The 16,964-nt window shown below is 71.8% G+C and carries 11 protein-coding genes; 5 read left to right on the forward strand and 6 right to left on the reverse strand.

Annotated features, from left to right (window positions below; genetic code table 11):
• Window positions 1-350 precede the first annotated feature (350 nt).
• The 3 genes from WN71_RS30455 to WN71_RS30465 all read left to right on the forward strand — a co-directional run bounded on the left by WN71_RS30455 (window position 351) and on the right by WN71_RS30465 (window position 5,642).
• Window positions 351-1,649 (forward strand): ribonuclease D, encoded by a 1,299-nt coding sequence (locus tag WN71_RS30455; protein ID WP_079178229.1) that lies wholly within the window; start codon window positions 351-353, stop codon window positions 1,647-1,649.
• A gap of 649 nt (window positions 1,650-2,298) precedes the next feature.
• Window positions 2,299-3,516 (forward strand): thiolase family protein, encoded by a 1,218-nt coding sequence (locus WN71_RS30460; RefSeq protein ID WP_046590487.1) that lies wholly within the window; start codon window positions 2,299-2,301, stop codon window positions 3,514-3,516.
• Window positions 3,513-5,642 (forward strand): 3-hydroxyacyl-CoA dehydrogenase NAD-binding domain-containing protein, encoded by a 2,130-nt coding sequence (locus tag WN71_RS30465; protein WP_046590488.1) that lies wholly within the window; start codon window positions 3,513-3,515, stop codon window positions 5,640-5,642. The genes WN71_RS30460 and WN71_RS30465 overlap by 4 nt, the downstream gene beginning before the upstream one ends.
• A 137-nt stretch (window positions 5,643-5,779) precedes the next feature.
• Here the strand turns inward: WN71_RS30465 and WN71_RS30470 are convergent, their stop codons facing one another.
• From WN71_RS30470 to WN71_RS30485, 4 genes are read right to left on the reverse strand one after another with little or no spacing between them, the layout of a single operon-like run.
• Window positions 5,780-6,508 carry a hypothetical protein gene (locus tag WN71_RS30470; RefSeq protein WP_046590490.1) on the reverse strand — a complete coding sequence of 243 codons (729 nt, stop codon included), beginning with the start codon at window positions 6,506-6,508 and terminating at the stop codon, window positions 5,780-5,782.
• A complete protein-coding gene (locus WN71_RS30475) occupies window positions 6,505-7,284 on the reverse strand; it encodes a rhamnogalacturonan acetylesterase (protein ID WP_046590492.1) in 780 nt (259 codons plus the stop codon). Before WN71_RS30475 ends, WN71_RS30470 begins: the two co-directional genes overlap by 4 nt.
• Before the next feature lie 3 nt (window positions 7,285-7,287).
• Window positions 7,288-11,880 carry a bifunctional glycosyltransferase/CDP-glycerol:glycerophosphate glycerophosphotransferase gene (locus WN71_RS30480; RefSeq protein WP_046590494.1) on the reverse strand — a complete coding sequence of 1,531 codons (4,593 nt, stop codon included), beginning with the start codon at window positions 11,878-11,880 and terminating at the stop codon, window positions 7,288-7,290.
• Window positions 11,877-13,049, reverse strand: a complete 1,173-nt coding sequence (locus tag WN71_RS30485) for a CDP-alcohol phosphatidyltransferase family protein (protein WP_079178231.1) — start codon at window positions 13,047-13,049, stop codon at window positions 11,877-11,879. The genes WN71_RS30480 and WN71_RS30485 overlap by 4 nt, the downstream gene beginning before the upstream one ends.
• Before the next feature lie 411 nt (window positions 13,050-13,460).
• Between WN71_RS30485 and WN71_RS30490 the strand changes: the two genes are divergently transcribed.
• Complete coding sequence (locus WN71_RS30490; protein WP_079178232.1) at window positions 13,461-14,582, forward strand: LCP family protein; 1,122 nt, start codon at window positions 13,461-13,463, stop codon at window positions 14,580-14,582.
• Window positions 14,583-14,704: 122 nt separating this feature from the next.
• On the opposite strand, the gene WN71_RS30495 is transcribed toward WN71_RS30490, so the two are convergent.
• Entirely contained in the window at window positions 14,705-15,085 is a 381-nt protein-coding gene (locus WN71_RS30495) for a hypothetical protein (RefSeq protein ID WP_240529822.1), read from the reverse strand.
• A gap of 17 nt (window positions 15,086-15,102) precedes the next feature.
• The gene (locus tag WN71_RS30500) at window positions 15,103-16,122 is read right to left on the reverse strand and encodes a PLL family lectin (RefSeq protein ID WP_046590496.1); all 1,020 of its coding nucleotides are present in this window, start codon (window positions 16,120-16,122) and stop codon (window positions 15,103-15,105) included.
• Between the two features lie 321 nt (window positions 16,123-16,443).
• On the opposite strand from WN71_RS30500, the gene WN71_RS30505 reads away from it, so the two are divergent.
• On the forward strand, window positions 16,444-16,821 hold the full coding sequence (locus tag WN71_RS30505; RefSeq protein WP_046590498.1) for a hypothetical protein: 378 nt from the start codon (window positions 16,444-16,446) through the stop codon (window positions 16,819-16,821).
• The last annotated feature ends 143 nt before the right edge of the window (window positions 16,822-16,964 follow it).

Genomic DNA, 16,964 nt, shown 5'->3' on the forward strand with positions numbered 1-16,964 from the left:
GTACGGCAGCCGGCCCGCGGCCCGCCCCACGGGGCCCCACCCGTCACACCCCCACCCGCGCCCCCCCCCACCACTCCCCACCACTCCCCACCACTCCCCACGACACCCCACCGCACCCCCACCCCGCGCCGAGCCCCCCGAGCCCTCGCGCGCCCACGGTGACCGCGCGTCTTCGTCACGCGCGTTCCCCACACCCCCGACACCCCCACCGCTCGCCCGCCTCCGGCACACGAACCGCACACCCGCGTGAACCTCGTCTTTCACCTGCCTGACCGGTTTACGACCCCTGGGCACCCGCCGACGGAACGTTACGTCGGCGGGCGCCGCGCACACACGGATACCCTTGACATGTGACCGACGCCCAAGACACCGCAGCAGACAGTTCACTGCGAACCACCGGAGGCGCCCCTCCGGACGACGCCGGATCTTCTGTTGTCACAGGGGCGCCGATCCCGTTGCTCGAACCGCGCGAGGGAATTCCGCCCGTCGTCGCCGACGACGCGTCGCTGGCCGAGGTGATCGCCGCCTTCGCGGCGGGCACCGGACCGGTCGCCGTGGACGCCGAGCGCGCCTCCGGCTACCGCTACGGCCAGCGCGCCTATCTGGTGCAACTGCGCCGCGAGGGCGCCGGCACCGCGCTGATCGACCCCGTGGCCTGCCCGGACCTGTCCGGCCTCGGCGAGGCGCTGGCCGGCACCGAATGGGTGCTGCACGCCGCCACTCAGGACCTGCCCTGCCTGCGCGAAATAGGCATGATGCCGTCCCGGCTCTTCGACACCGAGCTGGCGGGCCGGCTCGCCGGGTTCCCCCGGGTCGGCCTCGGCGCGATGGTCGAGAGCGTCCTCGGCTACGTCCTGGAGAAGGGCCACTCCGCCGTCGACTGGTCCACCCGTCCGCTGCCCGACCCCTGGCTGCGCTACGCCGCCCTGGACGTGGAGCTCCTCGTCGACCTGCGCGACGCGCTGGAGAAGGAGCTCGACCGGCAGGGCAAGCTGGAGTGGGCCCGGCAGGAGTTCGACGCGATCGCGGCGGCTCCGCCGGCCGAGCCGCGCAAGGACCCCTGGCGGCGCACGTCCGGGATGCACAAGGTGCGCAGGCGCCGGCAGCTCGCCGTCGTACGGGAGCTGTGGCAGACCCGCGACCAGGTCGCGCAGCGACGCGACGTCTCCCCCGGCAAGGTCCTGTCGGACGCGGCGATCGTGGAGGCGGCCCTGTCCCTTCCGGCCAACGTGCACGCGCTCGCCGCGCTGAACGGCTACGGGCACCGGATGGGCCGCCGCCAGCTGGAGCAGTGGCAGGCGGCCGTGGACCGCGCCAAGGCGGTCCCCGACTCCGCGCTGCCCCAGCCGGGCCAGCAGGTCACCGGCCCGCCGCCGCCCCGGGCCTGGGCCGACAAGGACCCGGTCGCGGCGGCCCGGCTGTCGGCCGCGCGGGCGGGGGTCTCGGCACTGGCGGAGCAGCTGAACATGCCGCAGGAGAACCTGGTGTCGCCGGACACCGTGCGGCGGGTGTGCTGGGAGCCGCCGAAGGAGGCCGACGCCGAGGCGGTCGCCGCCGCCCTGGTGGGCCACGGCGCGCGCCCCTGGCAGGTGGAACAGGTCACCCCGGTCCTGGTCAAGGCCCTGACAGCCCAGAGCCCAAGCGCCTGACCGGGGCGCGCTCCGCGCGGGACGGCGGCGCAAGTCGTGGCCGTCGACCGCGGGTACGGGCGCGCTCCGCGCGGGACGGCGGCACACGCCCCGGCTGTCGACCGCGAGTGCGGGGCGCGCTCCGCGCGGGAAGGCGGCGCAGGTCCGGCTGTCGACCGCGGGTGCGGGGCGCGCTCCGCGCGGGAAGGCGGCGCAGGTCCGGCTGTCGACCGCGGGTGCGGGGCGGCTGGTCGCGCAGTTCCCCGCGCCCCTTCGGGGGCGCCACGACGTGGCCCTGAAAGGGGCGCGGGGAACTGCGCGAAGGCCCACGACGCACCCGCACCCGACGTCACCACCACACACCACGCCCGCCCGCCGCAAGGCGACCCGGCCCGCCCGCCGCAAGGCGACCCGCCCCGCGCGCCCCGCCGTCGAGATCGCGCCAAGATCCGGCCGGTCACGGCGGGACCCCCGCGGAGGCGACCCCGCACCGCCCCGCCGGCCGGCCGTACCCCACCTCCGCGCTCCCGGGACCGCCCCGCGGCAGTGTGACGTTCGCCGCTCCCCCCGGCAGGGGTGTGCAGCTCTGTTACTCACAAGTAGCATGGGTTCTGAGCGCGCGCTCAGCGCGGCCGCAGCAGTGCCATCCCGCACCTGGAGGAGAGCCATCGTGCCTCGTACCGTCAGGGATGTCGTCTTCGTCGACGGCGTCCGTACCCCGTTCGGCAAGGCGGGCCCGAAGGGCATCTACCACGAGACCCGCGCCGACGACCTCGTCGTGAAGGCGATCCGGGAGCTGCTGCGCCGCAACCCCGGTCTCGACCCCAAGAAGATCGACGAGGTCGCCATCGCCGCGACCACGCAGATCGGCGACCAGGGTCTGACCCTCGGCCGTACCGCCGGCATCCTCGCGGGCCTCCCGCAGTCCGTGCCCGGCTACTCGATCGACCGCATGTGCGCCGGCGCCCTGACCGCCGTGACGACCACCGCCGGTTCGATCGCGTTCGGCGCCTACGACGCCGTCATCGCCGGTGGTGTCGAGCACATGGGCCGCCACCCGATGGGCGAGGGCGTGGACCCGAACCCGCGCTTCGTGAGCGAGAAGCTGGTCGACGAGTCCGCCCTGTTCATGGGCATGACCGCGGAGAACCTGCACGACCGCTACCCGCACATCACCAAGCTGCGCGCCGACCAGTACGCGGTGCGCTCGCAGGAGAAGGCCGCGAAGGCGTACGCCAACGGCAAGATCCAGCAGGACCTGGTGCCGATCTCGGTGCGCCGTACCAACCCCGAGGCCGGCGAGACCGGTTGGGGCCTGGTCACCGCGGACGAGCCGATGCGCCCGGGCACCACGCTGGAGAACCTGTCGGGCCTCAAGACCCCGTTCCGCGTGCACGGCCGGGTCACCGCGGGCAACGCGGCCGGCCTGAACGACGGCGCCACCGCGTCGATCATCGCGAGCGAGGACTTCGCCCGCGAGAACGGCCTGCCGGTCAAGATGCGCCTGGTCTCCTACGCCTTCGCGGGCGTCGAGCCGGAGGTCATGGGCTACGGCCCGATCCCCGCGACGGAGAAGGCGCTCGCCCAGGCGGGCCTGTCCATCGCGGACATCGGCCTGTTCGAGATCAACGAGGCGTTCGCGATCCAGGTCCTGGCCTTCCTGGACCACTACGGCATCGCGGACGACGACGAGCGCGTCAACCAGTACGGCGGCGCGATCGCCTACGGCCACCCGCTGGCCTCCTCCGGCGTCCGCCTGATGACGCAGCTGGCCCGCCAGTTCGAGGAGCAGCCGAACGTCCGCTACGGCCTGACCACGATGTGCGTCGGCTTCGGCATGGGCGCGACGGTCATCTGGGAGAACCCGCACTTCGAGGGGGACAAGTGAGCACCACCACCGAGCTTCTGAAGGGTGCGGCCGAGCTGTTCCCCGACGAGGTCGTGACGTCCGCGCACGTACGCCACCTCGACCTGCCGGCCGGCGCGGGGCGCTTCGCGCTCGTCACGCTGGACAACGGCTTCGACCACACCAAGCCGACCACCTTCGGCCCGGCGTCGCTCGCGAACCTGAACGCGGCGATCGACCAGGTCGAGAAGGAGGCCGCGGCGGGCGAGATCGTCGGCGTCGGCATCACCGGCAAGCCGTTCATCTTCGCGGTCGGCGCCGACCTCAAGGGCGTCGAGCTGCTCAAGGAGCACAAGGACGCGCTGGCCATCGGCAAGGGCGGCCACGAGGTCTTCAAGCGCCTTTCGGCGCTCGCGGTCCCGACGTTCGCGTACTACAACGGCGCGGCGATGGGCGGCGGCGTCGAGGTCGGCCTGCACTGCACCTACCGCACGGTGTCGAAGGCGCTGCCCGCGTTCTCCCTGCCCGAGGTCTTCCTCGGTCTGGTCCCGGGCTGGGGCGGCTGCACGCTGCTGCCGAACCTGATCGGCGCGGAGAAGGCCGTCTCGGTCGTCATCGAGAACAGCCTCAACCAGAACAAGCAGCTCAAGGGCGCGCAGGTCTTCGAACTGGGCATCGCCGACGCCCTGTTCGAGGGCGCGGACTTCCTGGAGCAGTCGCTGATCTGGACGGCGTCCGTCCTCAAGGGCGACGTCGTCGTGGACCGCCCGGTGATCGACCGCGGCGAGGCCTGGGACCAGGCCGTCGCCAAGGGCCGCTTCATCGCGGACTCCAAGGTGCACGGCGCGGCCCCGGCCGCCTACCGCGCGCTGGACATCATCGCGGCCGCGAAGAACGGCGACCTCCAGCAGGGCTACGACGCCGAGGACCAGGCGCTCGCCGACCTGATCATGGGCGGCGAACTGCGTGCCGGCATCTACGCGTTCAACCTGGTGCAGAAGCGCGGCAAGCGCCCGGCGGGTGCCCCGGACAAGAGCCTGGCCCGTCCGGTCACCAAGGTCGGCGTGGTCGGCGCGGGCCTGATGGCCTCGCAGCTCGCCCTGCTCTTCCTGCGCCGCCTGGAGGTCCCGGTCGTCGTCACGGACATCGACCAGGAGCGCGTGGACAAGGGTGTGGGCTACGTCCACGCCGAGATCGACAAGCTGCTCGCCAAGCGCCGGGTCAACCAGGACAAGGCCAACCGCCTCAAGGCGCTGGTGTCGGGTGTCCTGGACAAGGCCGAGGGCTTCGCGGACGCCGACTTCATCATCGAGGCGGTCTTCGAGGAGATCGGCGTCAAGCAGCAGGTGTTCGCGGAGGTCGAGGCGGTCGCCCCGGCCCACGCGATCCTGGCGACCAACACCTCCTCCCTCTCGGTCACCGAGATGGCGTCGAAGCTGAAGAACCCCGAGCGGGTCGTGGGCTTCCACTTCTTCAACCCGGTCGCGATCCTCCCGCTGCTGGAGATCGTCCGCGGCGAGCAGACCGACGACGCCTCCCTGGCCACCGCGTTCGCGGTCGCCAAGAAGCTGAAGAAGACCGCGGTGCTGGTGAAGGACGCCCCGGCGTTCGTCGTGAACCGCATCCTGACCCGCTTCATGGGCGAGATCCAGAACGTCATCGACGAGGGCACCCCTGTCGAGGTCGCGGAGAAGGCGGTGGAGCCCCTGGGCCTGCCGATGTCTCCTCTCGTCCTCCTCGAACTGGTCGGCCCCGCGATCGGCCTGCACGTCTCGGAGACCCTCAACCGGGCCTTCCCCGACCGCTTCACGGTCTCCGCGAACCTCGCGGCGGTCGTCAAGGCGGGCAAGCGCGGCTTCTACGTCTACGACAGCGGCAAGCCGGAACTCGACCCCGAGGTCGCGGCCCTCCTGAAGCAGGGCGACACCGTCCTGACGGAGGAGCAGGTCCGCGCCCGCGTCCTGGACGCGGTGGCCCAGGAGATCGGCCTGATGCTCGAAGAGGGCGTCGTCGCCGAGGCCCAGGACATCGACCTCTGCCTGATCACGGGCGCCGGCTGGCCCTTCCACCTGGGCGGCATCACGCCGTACCTGGACCGCGAGGGAGTCTCGGCCCGCGTCAACGGCAAGCCGTTCCTGGAGCCGGGGGCGGCTTCGGTCCCGGCCTGACCACCCCGGCCCGCAGCCCACGTCCTGACGCGTGCGGCCGTACGGCACACATGAGGAGGACCCCCGCGCACCGCGCGGGGGTCCTCTTCGATGTCCGGCTGTGGAGGGAGCGGTCTGCGACGCTCCCCTCCGCGGCGCTACCCGTGGACGGCGACCGCCCCCGGCGACGGTCCGAGGTCGCCGATGTGGACGGTCACCTCGGTCCACACGCGGTGGCCGTCGGGGTCCTCATAGGCCAGCTCGAAGCGGTCGTAGCCGAGGTGGTCAGGGTCGGCCCGGTAGCTGACGGCGCCGTCGGGACCGCAGCTGGTCCGGCCGTGCCGGGCGCGTCCGGCGGCGAGGAGGCGCAGGCCGGGGGCGGGACTGTGGCCGGCGGGCAGTTCGGCGTGGCCGCCCGGCCGCAGGGTGACGGCCTCGCCCGGCAGCCAGTGCCGCCTGACCCGGAACCCCTCGTGCGAGATCGCGCCCGAGGCGACCAGCGCGGCGCCCTGCGAAGGCACCAGACCGACGACGACGCGCGGCAGCAGGACCGTTCCCTCCGGGGCGTCCGGGGCGACACGGATCCGGCAGGCGGCGGTGCGCGGCTCCGCCCCGCTCGCGTAGGTCGCGAGCCGGGCACTGGGCAGCCGACTCAGGCCCGGGTGGCGCACCAGGGTCGCGGTGGTGCCGAGGAAGTCCTCGAGCAGATAGCCGTAGGTGCGGTGGGCACGGTCGCCCGGGGTGATGACCAGTGTGAGGTCGATCTCCTGGCCGGGGGCGACGGGCAGTGCCGGGTCCGTGCCGGCGAAGAGTTCCAGGGTGCCGCGGTCACCCGGCGCCTCGGGGTGGTCCACCTCGGCCCGGGCCAGCGGATACAGGTCGTTCACTCGGCCTCCTCTGCCGACGGGGTGACGCTCACCCTCCGGGCCGCCGTTTGCTGCGCGAAGACCTCGTCGTCGAGGAACTCGACCGTCTCGTCGGGGATCTGGGCGTCCAGGTCGTGGAAGAGGGCGGGCGGGAGCAGGCTCTGGGCGCGCAGCCGGCCCGCCACGAATCTGGCGCACTCGACGGCGCCCCGGACGCACAGATGCGTGTTGTCCTCGATGCCGTCCGGGTAGTTCGCGTGCTCCCCCGGCGTCAGATGGAGGAAGAGGTCCCTCGTGCCCGAGGCTCCGGCGGCCCGCCACCGGGCGGCGCTCCACTCGTTGAGGTCGATCAGCGGCACGCACAGGGCCATCGCCAGCTCGCGCATCGCCTTCGGGTACATGCCGAGCGGACGGCGCAGGTTGCCCTGCGGGTCGAAGGCGCGGCGCTCGTGGCTGGTGACGAGCACCGGATGGGCACCGCGCTCCCTGGCCCGGTGCACGCATCGGCGCAGGAACCGCTGGTAGTCGCCGAAAGGTTCGGTGAAGCGGCCGTCGCCCGGCTTCATGTCGATCAGCCCGAAGGAGATCAGCAGCAGATCGCCCGGCGTGAGGTTCTGCACGATCCAGGCGAGCCGGCCGCGCTCCACGAAGCTGCGTGAACTCGCGCCCGCCCGGGCCGCGTCGACGACCTCGGCACCGGGCACGAAGAGCGGCAGGACCTGCCCCCAGCCCGTCATCGGCGCCATGCTGCGTGGCCTGCTCACCACGCTGGAGTCACCCGCGAGAAAGATCCGCACGCGTCAGCCCCGCACCGTCCGGGCGGGCTCCGGGCGCCCCATCGTCAGCGGCACCGACGGCCGGCCCGGGTCGCCGGCCGCCGTGGCGTCGAGGGAGTCGATGACGTCGTAGGCCCGTCGGCAGTTGTCGGTGTCGCGCAGCACGAAGAACTCCTCCGCTCTGAGGCGGTACTTCGTCTCGACGGCGAAGCCGCGCTCGATCGAGGCGACGATCTCCTCGACCGCCCGGTCCACCGTGCCGCAGGTCGGGCCGAAGCCGTCCCTGGCGAGGTCGAAGTAGCCGCGCTTGTAGTGCTTGCTGTAGAAGCTCTCGTCGTCGAAGTTGGTGTACACGATGGGCTTGCCCATGTAGGCGACGTCGAAGAACACCGAGGAGTAGTCGGTGACGAGCAGCGAGCACTCGCGCATCGCGTGCTGGACGTCCCGTCCGGTCGTGGACACGGTGATGGCGGGGTGGTCGATACGGAAGTGCTTGAGATAGGGCCGGATCTCGTAGTGGGGCATGAACTCCAGCTCCACCCGGTGCCGTTGCAGTGCCGCGAGAAGCCTCTCGTCGGTCAGCAGCGCGGAGAAGAACCGGTAGTACTCGGACGCGGCGAACGGGATGTCGGGCTTGGCTGCCTTGTTGTAGGACGGGGCCACGATGTCGCGCCGCCAGGTGGGCATGACGAGGACCCGCCGCGGGCCGGCGACCGGCTCCAGGGCGTCGAAGCGGGGCAGTCCGGTGGCGGCGACCCGGTCGTAGCCGTAGCCGCAGTGCTCGGCGTAGTAGGCGCGTTCGCTGCGGCCGGTCGTCAACACCATGTCGACGTTGGTGACCTGGGCGTGGATGGAGGGCGCGACGTCGTTGTAGACGACGCCGTGCTGGAGGAACACCCGCTTGTAGCGCAGCAGATCGCCGTACCCGGTGAGGAAGGCCCGTTTGGACAGGCCGGGGAAGCCGAGGTACGCCTCCAGGTCGTAGGCGTTGACGAGTCGGGTCGCGTGCAGCAGGTACAGCCGGTACTTCCACGACAGGCGGTCGATGACATGACCGTACAGCGCGACCTTGGCCCGGTCGGCGGCGTCGCCGTTGATGGCGTAGTAGACCCTGCGGCGAGGGTGGTTCTGCCGGATCCACTTGAACAGGTGGTAGGAGTTGTCCTGTGCGGTGTCCTCGCGCTCGCCGATGATCCAGATGTCCTTGCCGCGCAGCCAGGGGTGCAGCAGCCAGTAGAGCAGCCGGGTGCGCCAGCCCGGGCGGCCGGGCAGGGCGGAGCGCACCGCCCCGAAGAATCGTTTCGTCTTGTGCCGTGCGCGCTGCGGGAGTCCGGTGACGCGGCGCAGGGTGATGGATTCGTCCGCGCCGATGTCCAGCACCACCGTGGCCCGGCCGGCCCGGTGCACCCCCTTGAAGCGGTGCAGCATCTGCCGGCTGTCCACCGGGATGTCCAGCCGCCGGTCGGCGTCGTGCACGCGCACGGCGAGCCGGAGGTCGCGGTTGTCCAGGTCCGTGAACTCCTCGGGGCGCACGACGGCGCGCCAGCCGCTGTACCGGTCCTGCTCCTTGCGGGTGCGCCAGCGGTCGCGCCGGTAGACCTGCTCGACGGGGACGGTCCGGCTCACCTCGCCGTCGGTGAGCACGAGCGCGATGCGGTTGGCGAAGACCTGGGAGATGTCGACGCCGCCGAGGACCAGCAGCCCCTCGAAGGTCACGCCGTCCCGGTTCACGCGGCAGGTCTCCAGCACGACCCGCTGCCGCTCGACCCGCAGCAGCGAGGTCTCCACCCGGTCCACGGTCAGCCTGCGGAACGGCCCCGCGTCGTCGAGACGGAGATACGGCTCGAAGTCGGGGATCCTGTGCGGCTCCCGGAACAGATCCAGGTTACCGGTGCGCACCGCGTGGTGCTGCAACCGGGACGATCCGGCCGTCGCGTACTGCAGGACCAGCTCGTCGGGGATGCCGGCGTAGACCTCGTGCAGGGTCGGGAAGACCTCCGCCAGATCCGCGGCGCTGGTCACCCGGTGCATGTTGCGCAGATACGGCTGGTACGTGCGTACGACGAAGCGCTGCGCGAGGCGCAGGGTGCGGGCGTCGAGGGCCGCGGACCGGCGCAGCAGATGCCGGGCGAGCCGCAGGAGTTCCTGTGCCTTGACCGGGTCGTTCCACGGCAGGTCGAACAGCGAGTCGTTCTGCTCCTCGTCACGCGTGTAGCACGTCGCCCGGCGCTCGACGGCGACCCGGCGGGCGTGCAGGAGTGCGGGCACCGTCAGCCACGCGTCCTCGTAGCCCGGTCCCGCGCCGCAGCGCAGCCGCTGCGCGCGCACGAGGTCGGCACGGAACAGCTTCGCGCCGAGGCTGGTGCAGAAGACCAGGTAGGGCGCGTCGCGCAGGGTGCTCACCGAGGCTGCCCCCTCGGCGAAGTACCGCTGCCAGGGCTCGCCCGTACCCCGGTCCGGACCGGGGAAGTTGTCCGGCCGGCCCACGACCACGTCCGCCTTGGACGTACGGGCGGCGCGCATCAGACGGGAGAGGCAGTCCTTGCCGAGGATGTCGCGGGCACGGGTGAACAGCACGTAGGGGGCGGTGACATGACGCATCCCGTGGTCGAACGCGGCGCGCATGCCCATGGAGACCTGCGGGACGACCGTGCTGTTGGGGAAGCTCGCGGCGAACTCGGCCAGCAGCCCGGGGGTGGCGTCGGTGGAACCGTCGTCGACCAGGATCACCTGCAGCCGCGCGAAGTCGCGCTGCGCGGCGAGCGAGCCGAGGAACGCCTCGAGGTTGTACTCGTCGTTGCGGCAGTGCACGACGACGGCCGCGGCATGGCCGTCCCGGGCCTCGAAGGGCTCGGGCGTCCCCGCGTCCGTCCACCACAGCCAGGGCTGCCCCCGGTCGTGGGTGCGCACCGGCTGCGCCTCGGTCTCCGGGCGCAGCGCGAGGTTGCCGCTGACGGTCTCGTAGATCTCGTACGTGTGTCCCCCGCCGGTGTACCGCTCGGCCGCGGTGTCGACGCCGCGCACGGACACCGCCGTGGTGGCCCGCTCTCCGCCGTGCCGGACCTGGACGAAGAGGTTCCAGGTCGCCGCGCGGTCGGTGGAGCCGAGGGTTCCGGCCAGGTCGATCGAGGTGTGGTAGCGGATGTACTCCTCGTCCACCTCGACGCCCGTGACCTCGAAGCGATGATCGGTGCGGGGGGAGCGGCGGCGCAGCACGGCGGTCAGCCGGATGTCGTCCTTCGGTCCGACCCGGCCGAACTGGTTGCGGACGAAGCCGGTGACATGGAGTTCGTTGTCCTGGATCTCCACCCGGGTGCCCTGGTTGAACAGCCGGGCATCGCTCAGGGCGGCGCCGGTCAGGTCCAGGTCGGTGACGTCGAGGAAGCGCTCCGCGTCCGGCCGGCCGAGCAGCGAGCCCGACCAGTAGACCTTGCCGTCCCGCTCCACCAGGTCGGAGCTGAGCACTCCGCGCCGCTGGGTGAAGTCGCTGACGGAGAGGGCCACATCGGCCCGCCGGTGCATCAGCCCGAAGGCGCGCACCCGTTCCAGCGGTCCGCACAGGTCCCAACTCGCCGCGGGCAGCGCGCCGAGATAGGGGGCGGTGACACGGGTGAAGCCCTCCCGGTAGGACTCGTCGCCCGTGCGCAGCGCGTTCATGTAGAGGCCGAGGTCGTGCGAGAGGAACTTCGCGGCCTTGTGGGCGACGAGGTCGTCGGCGCCCTGCCGTTCGAGGAAGTCGTCGGTCCACCGGTGCACCTGGACGCGGTCGCGGATGCTGCGCAGCTCACCGCGCCGGTTGGTGATGGACGGCGTGTCCGACTCCCGCTCCCACACCCAGCGGTAGACGGGCTCGGTGAGCAGGGTGATCTTCGCCGCGCAATGGTGGGCGACGGTGGAGAAGTAGGTGTCCTCGAAGTGCACGCCCTCCGGGAAGCGGATGCCGTGCGCGTGCAGCAGGTCGGTCCGGTAGAGCTTGGCCGCGGCGATCGGGTCGTGGAACAGCTCCGGAGCGGCGGCGAGGCCGCCGTTGATCGTCCGCTCGGCCGAGTACAGCTGGGGCTGCCACACGGTGGTCTCGCCCTTGGTGAGGTCCACGCGCAGCGCCCGGCCCGCCGTGACGTCGGACCCCGTGGCGAGAGCGGAGGCGAGCAGGATCTCGCAGGCCCGGGGCGGCAGTTCGTCGTCGGCGTCGAGGAACATCACGTAGCGGCCGTCGGCGCAGTCGATGCCGTCGTTGCGAGGCGCGCCGACGCCGCCGCTGTTCTCCCGGCGGGCGACGATCCGCACCCTGGGGTCCTTGTCGGCGTGGGCCCGGGCGACGGCGAGGGTGCCGTCGGTGGAGGCGTCGTCGACGACCACGATCTCCAGGTCGCGCTCGGTCTGGCGGCGGGCCGAGGTCAGGGCCCGGTCCAGGGTGCCGCTCGCGTTGTAGGCGGCGATCACCACGGAGACGGCGGGGCGGACGTCGGCGGCGTGGCGGAGCTCCGCGGCGGAACGGGCCTCCGTGGTGGGGGCGTCGCCCGCGCCGGGCAGGCGCGTCGGCTCGGCGTCCGGGGCGTGAACGTTCCCGGCGGCGGGGTGGGGGGCATCCTCGGCGCCGGGACGGGGGGTGCTCATCGGCGGTGTCCGTCGAAGTCGGTCTGGGGCCGGTCGATGCGCCGGAGGGGCATCGTCTCGTTGAGGGCCGGCCGGGTCTCGGCCTGCCACGGGTACTGCGGCGGGGGCCACGGAACGGTGTGATCGCCCGGTATGCCCTCCCACAGGGGGTCGTTCCCGGGCAGATTCTCCTCGCCGTCCCGGCGGTGGCGGCCGCGCTGCAGCTGTTCCGCGATACTCCCGGCGGTGGCCGGAGCCTCGCTCAGCTCGTCGGTGACCCTGGTGAAGTCCCGGGTGGAGAGCCAGAACTTGTACATGATCACCAGCTCGAACAGCATGAGACAGGCGGCGGACACGGCGGTCGTCCACAGGATCCGGCCCACCAGAGGACCGACGATGAAGACGAACATCTGGAACTCGATACCGCTGAAGAGGTGCGGCCGGATCCGGGTGCGCAGCAGCGCCCGACGGACCCGCGTGTACCAGGGGAACCGCTCACGGAACTGCTCGTGCAGGTCGACCACGTTGGCCGCTTCGGCGGTGGCGCGCAGGCTCTCCGCGGACGACTCCGGGTTCTGCCGCAGCAGGTCCTCCATGAAGACCACCGGCGTGCCCTGGTCCTCCGGGATCTCCGCCACCTGCGGGACGAACTCGTCCGCGTCGGCCCGCGCACGCTCAGCGGCGAGCTTCTCGATCTTGCCCCGCATCGACATGCGCATCTTGTGGATCTGCAGGGCGTCGACGTAGCGCAGCATGTCGAGGAAGACGACGACCAGGGCGGCCAGCAGATAGCGCTCGTCGTCCGTGCGCAGGAACTGGCCGCCCATCAGCGCGAGGGCGCAGAACAGCACGCGGATGCGGTCGAAGACGTAGTCCAGCCAGCCGCCGAAGACCGAGCCGTTGCCCTTGAGCCGGGCCAGCTTCCCGTCGATGCAGTCGAGGATGAAGCTGACGTGGTAGACGAGCGCGCCGAGCAGCAGGGAAGTGCGGTCACCGCGCAGGAACAGGCCGGCCGAGCCCAGGCCGACGAAGAGAGCGGCCCAGGTGACGCGGTTGGGCGTGATGAAGCGGAAGCGGGCCACCACGAGCAGCAGCCGCGTGGCCACCGGATCGACCAGGAAGACCGTCCACCAGGCATCACGCTTCTTGCACGTCAGTTTCTGGACAGCCTTCAGTGACAGCCTGGCCATAACCCCTCAGAAAACGCGCCGAAACGGGACAGAACTCCCCACGGCGCCAAGACCGCGAACGGGGGTGCGGATGCGGGGACCTGGCTATTCACAGGAACCCCACATGCGTGCGATCCAGACCTTAACAACCATTCAACTAATTCTTGTACTGCGTTTACTTGTACGTTGAAGGGATCTTGATCACACCATGATCCGTACAACCATCTGTGATCTTGCAGGTCACGCCCGTCGCCTTCCGCGGTGCCGGCATCGACCGCCTTTACAAGTCCGTCACTCTTCGTTCAGGATCAACCGATCGCCGCCGCGTCGCGGCAGGTAACAGGCACCACGCGGACCGCCCCCTCCCCCCACCGAGTCCTCGCGCCACACCCACCGCCCCCAGGGCCACGAACCACGAGGACTCGACACAGGATGAGCCACGCCCCGACCCACCAACTCGACCCGGACACGCCCCCCGTGCGCACCGATGGTGACGAGGGAGGAGGCGAAGGCGGCGGTGGTGTGCGGCGCAAGCGGCGGCGGACCGGGCGGATCCTCCTGGCGGTGCTGGGTGCGATGTTGCTGATCGGTGCCGGCAGCGCCTACTGGCTCTACAGCGACCTCGACGGCAACCTCAAGGGCATCGACATCGACACCGCCATCGGTGACGACCGGCCCGCCAAGCTGCCGACCTCCGGTCAGAACATCCTGATTCTCGGCTCCGACTCGCGGGCCGGGGCCAACGCGAACCTGAACACCGGGCATGTCTCCGGTGCCCGGTCCGACACCGCGCTGATGGTGCACATACCCGAGGGGCGCACCCGGGCGACCGCGGTGAACATTCCCCGCGACACTCTCGTCACCCGGCCCGAGTGCACCAAGTACGACGGCAGCACCGTGGCCTCGGCGCGGCGCGTCATGTTCAACTCCATCTACTCCCAGGTCGGTCCGGCCTGCGTGGTCAAGACCGTCGAGCAGATGTCCGGCATCCGCATGGACCACTACGTCGAGATCGACTTCGCCGGCTTCAAGGGGCTCGTGGACGCGATCGGCGGGGTCACCGTCACCGTCGACCAGGACATCCACGACAGCTCCAGTGGGCTCGACCTCACCAAGGGCACCCACCGGCTGGACGGCACGCAGTCCCTGGAGTTCGTCCGCACCCGGCACGGCATCGGCGACGGCAGCGACCTCGGGCGCATCGGTCTCCAGCAGAAGTTCATGACGGCACTGCTCGGCGAGATCAAGAAGCAGGACCTGCTGGGCAGCCCGACGAAGAGCTACAAGATCGCCTCCAGCCTCACCTCGGCGCTCACCACCGACACCGGGCTCTCCTCGCTCAGCAAGCTCGCGCAGTTCGGCAGCAGCCTGAAGGCCATCGACCCCTCCACCATGGAGACGATCATGCTGCCGGTGCGCTACGACACCCAGGACCCCAACCGGGTGGTGGGCGCCCAGCCGCAGGACAAGCAGCTGTGGAACGCGCTGCGGCACGACACGACCATCCCCGCGTCGGCGAAGAAGTCGCCCGCCACGGGCGGCAAGACGCCCTGATCCGGACCGACGGATCCGATCGAACTCAGCGAAAGGCCGCCTGACGGTGCGTCAGGCGGCCTTTCGCGCCGGCGTTCTCATGCCGTCCTTGTCATGGCGTTCCCGCCATGGCGCCCCGGCCGTCACCCGGTCGCCTTGGCGTCCTCCACGTGCACCGCGTGCAGTTCCGTGCCGTCCAGGTCGCGCTTGGTGCGGCCGTGGATGCCGACGGCCAGGTGTGACTGGTCCTCGCACTCGTCGAGGGCGACGTAGGTGACCACGTCCGGGTGGTGTCCCGTGACCAGCCAGCCCTCGCCGTTCTTCAGCTCCAGGACCCTGAAGTCACCCGCCGACGTGTCGACCTGGACCGGGCCGAACTCCCGCAGGATGGCGTCCGCCTGCTCGGTGGGATCGGCGGTGGGGTGCTCCAGGACGACGCAGGTGCCGTGCTCGTAGAGCACCCAGGACTTGCCGGAGCCGTCGAGGAGCTGCCGCCACGCGGCGATGAGTGTCTCGTTGTCCACGGGGTCATCATCGCGCATCACACCTCCCGCCATGCCTCCAGTGCCAGCCCCGGCTCGTCCTTGCGGCGGGTCAGCAGGAGTTGGCCCGTCGACGGGGACGACGTCGCCGCCACCACGCGCTCCGTCTCGTCCATCGCCAGCGCGACCACCGCGTCCGAGGGCAGGCCGGGGCCCGACTCCGTCCACCACGCGCCCGCCGACTCGTCGCCGGTCGGGTACGCGGCGAAGGCCACCCGGCCGCTCGCGGAGCGCTGGGCCAGCAACGTGCAGTCGTGGCCGTCCAGTTCGCAGCGGATCGCCGAGACCGGGCCGGGGCCCGCCGACGGCAGCAGGACGGCCGGTTTCGCGCCGGGGCGCCAGGCGCAGATGTCGCCGGCGCGGTCCGTGTAGAAGAGGGTGGTGGCCTCGGCCGACGTCGCGAGGGCGCGCAGCGTTCCCGGGCGGACCGGGGCCTCCAGCGCCTCCTCCAGCACGGGCGGGGCGCCCGCTTCCTCCTGGCGCCAGTGCACCAGGCCGTCGGGGACCGCCGCGTAGAGCTCGACCAGTCCCGACTCCCCCGTCACGGCGGCCAGTTCCTCCTCGACCTCCCGGCCCTTGAGGTCGGTCCAGGGCTCCCAGCCGCCCTTCTCCTTCTGGGCCGACATGCTCACCCCGCCACCCCGGTTGCGTACGAAGACATGGGCGCGGCCCACCGCGTCGACGGCCAGGGCGGGCGGACCCGTGCGGTCGCCCTTCTTGTTCGGGTGCCCGATCGGCAGCCAGTCCAGGGCCGCGAGGCGCGGGCGGAAGTGGGTCGAATGCACCAGGCCCGACTCGGACTTGCCGGTGGGCCGCCACGCCACCAGGTGCGCGTAGCCGTCCGCGCCCTTGCCGGTCGCCGCCGTCCCGGGGTGCAGTCGCTGGTCGCCGCCCACCCGGCGCGCGTCCTCCCAGGTGTCGCCGGGTCTGCGTTCCGCCCGGCACAGGACGGCGTCGTCCGAGGGCAGGTAGACACTGAGCCGTCCGTCGCGGCCGCGTATGAGCCAGTCGCCGTTCACCGGTTCACTCTAAGCCGGGCGCGATCCGAGCCGGGCGGGAGGGGCAGCACGGGGCATCGTCCGCGCCGGCCCGTGCGTCCCGCGCCGCCTCGTGCGTCACGCGCGCCCCCGTCCGTCCCGCGTCCTTGGCCGTCCCGCGCCCCCGTCCGTCCCGCGCCCCCGTCCGCCCCGCGTCCCTGGCCGTCCCGCGCCCCCGTCCGTCCGGCCCGGGTCACCGTCCGCCCGGACGGGCCGGGGCGCGGTCCGTGTCCCCGGCCGTGGGCGTCCCGAGCGGCATGCCGTCCCTGCGCTCGAGCCCCGTCGGCGTGGGACCCTGGCCCCATGGAGGAGGCGCAGGAAATCCCGCTGCTCGTGATCGTCGACGCCGCCAACGTCGTGGGCTCGGTGCCCGACGGCTGGTGGCGCGATCGCAAGGGGGCCGCCGAGCGGCTGCGCGACCGGCTGGCCGCGGGCGGGCTGCCGGGGCTGGAGGGACCGCTGGAGATCGTGCTCGTGGTGGAGGGCGCGGCCCGCGGGGTGGAGTCCGTGGAGGGCGTCCACGTGGAGTCGGCGCCGAAGAGCGGCGACGACCACATGGTCGCCCTGGTCACGGCGGTGTACGGGCGCCGGATCCTCGTGGTCACGGCCGACCGCGAGCTGCGTCGCCGGGTGCGGGAGCTGGGGGCCGAGGTCACCGGGCCGCGCACGGTGTTCCGCTGAGCGGTTCGGCGGCCGTCCGAGGGGTCACCTCCGAGGCTCCGTCCCTGGCCCCCGTCCCAGGCTCTGTCCCTGCCCCCCCGTCCCTGGCTCCCGTCCCAGGCTCTGTCCCTGCCCCCCCCGTCCCTGGCTCCCGTCCCAGGCTC

Source organism: Streptomyces mangrovisoli (assembly GCF_000974985.2).
GTDB lineage: Bacteria > Actinomycetota > Actinomycetes > Streptomycetales > Streptomycetaceae > Streptomyces > Streptomyces mangrovisoli.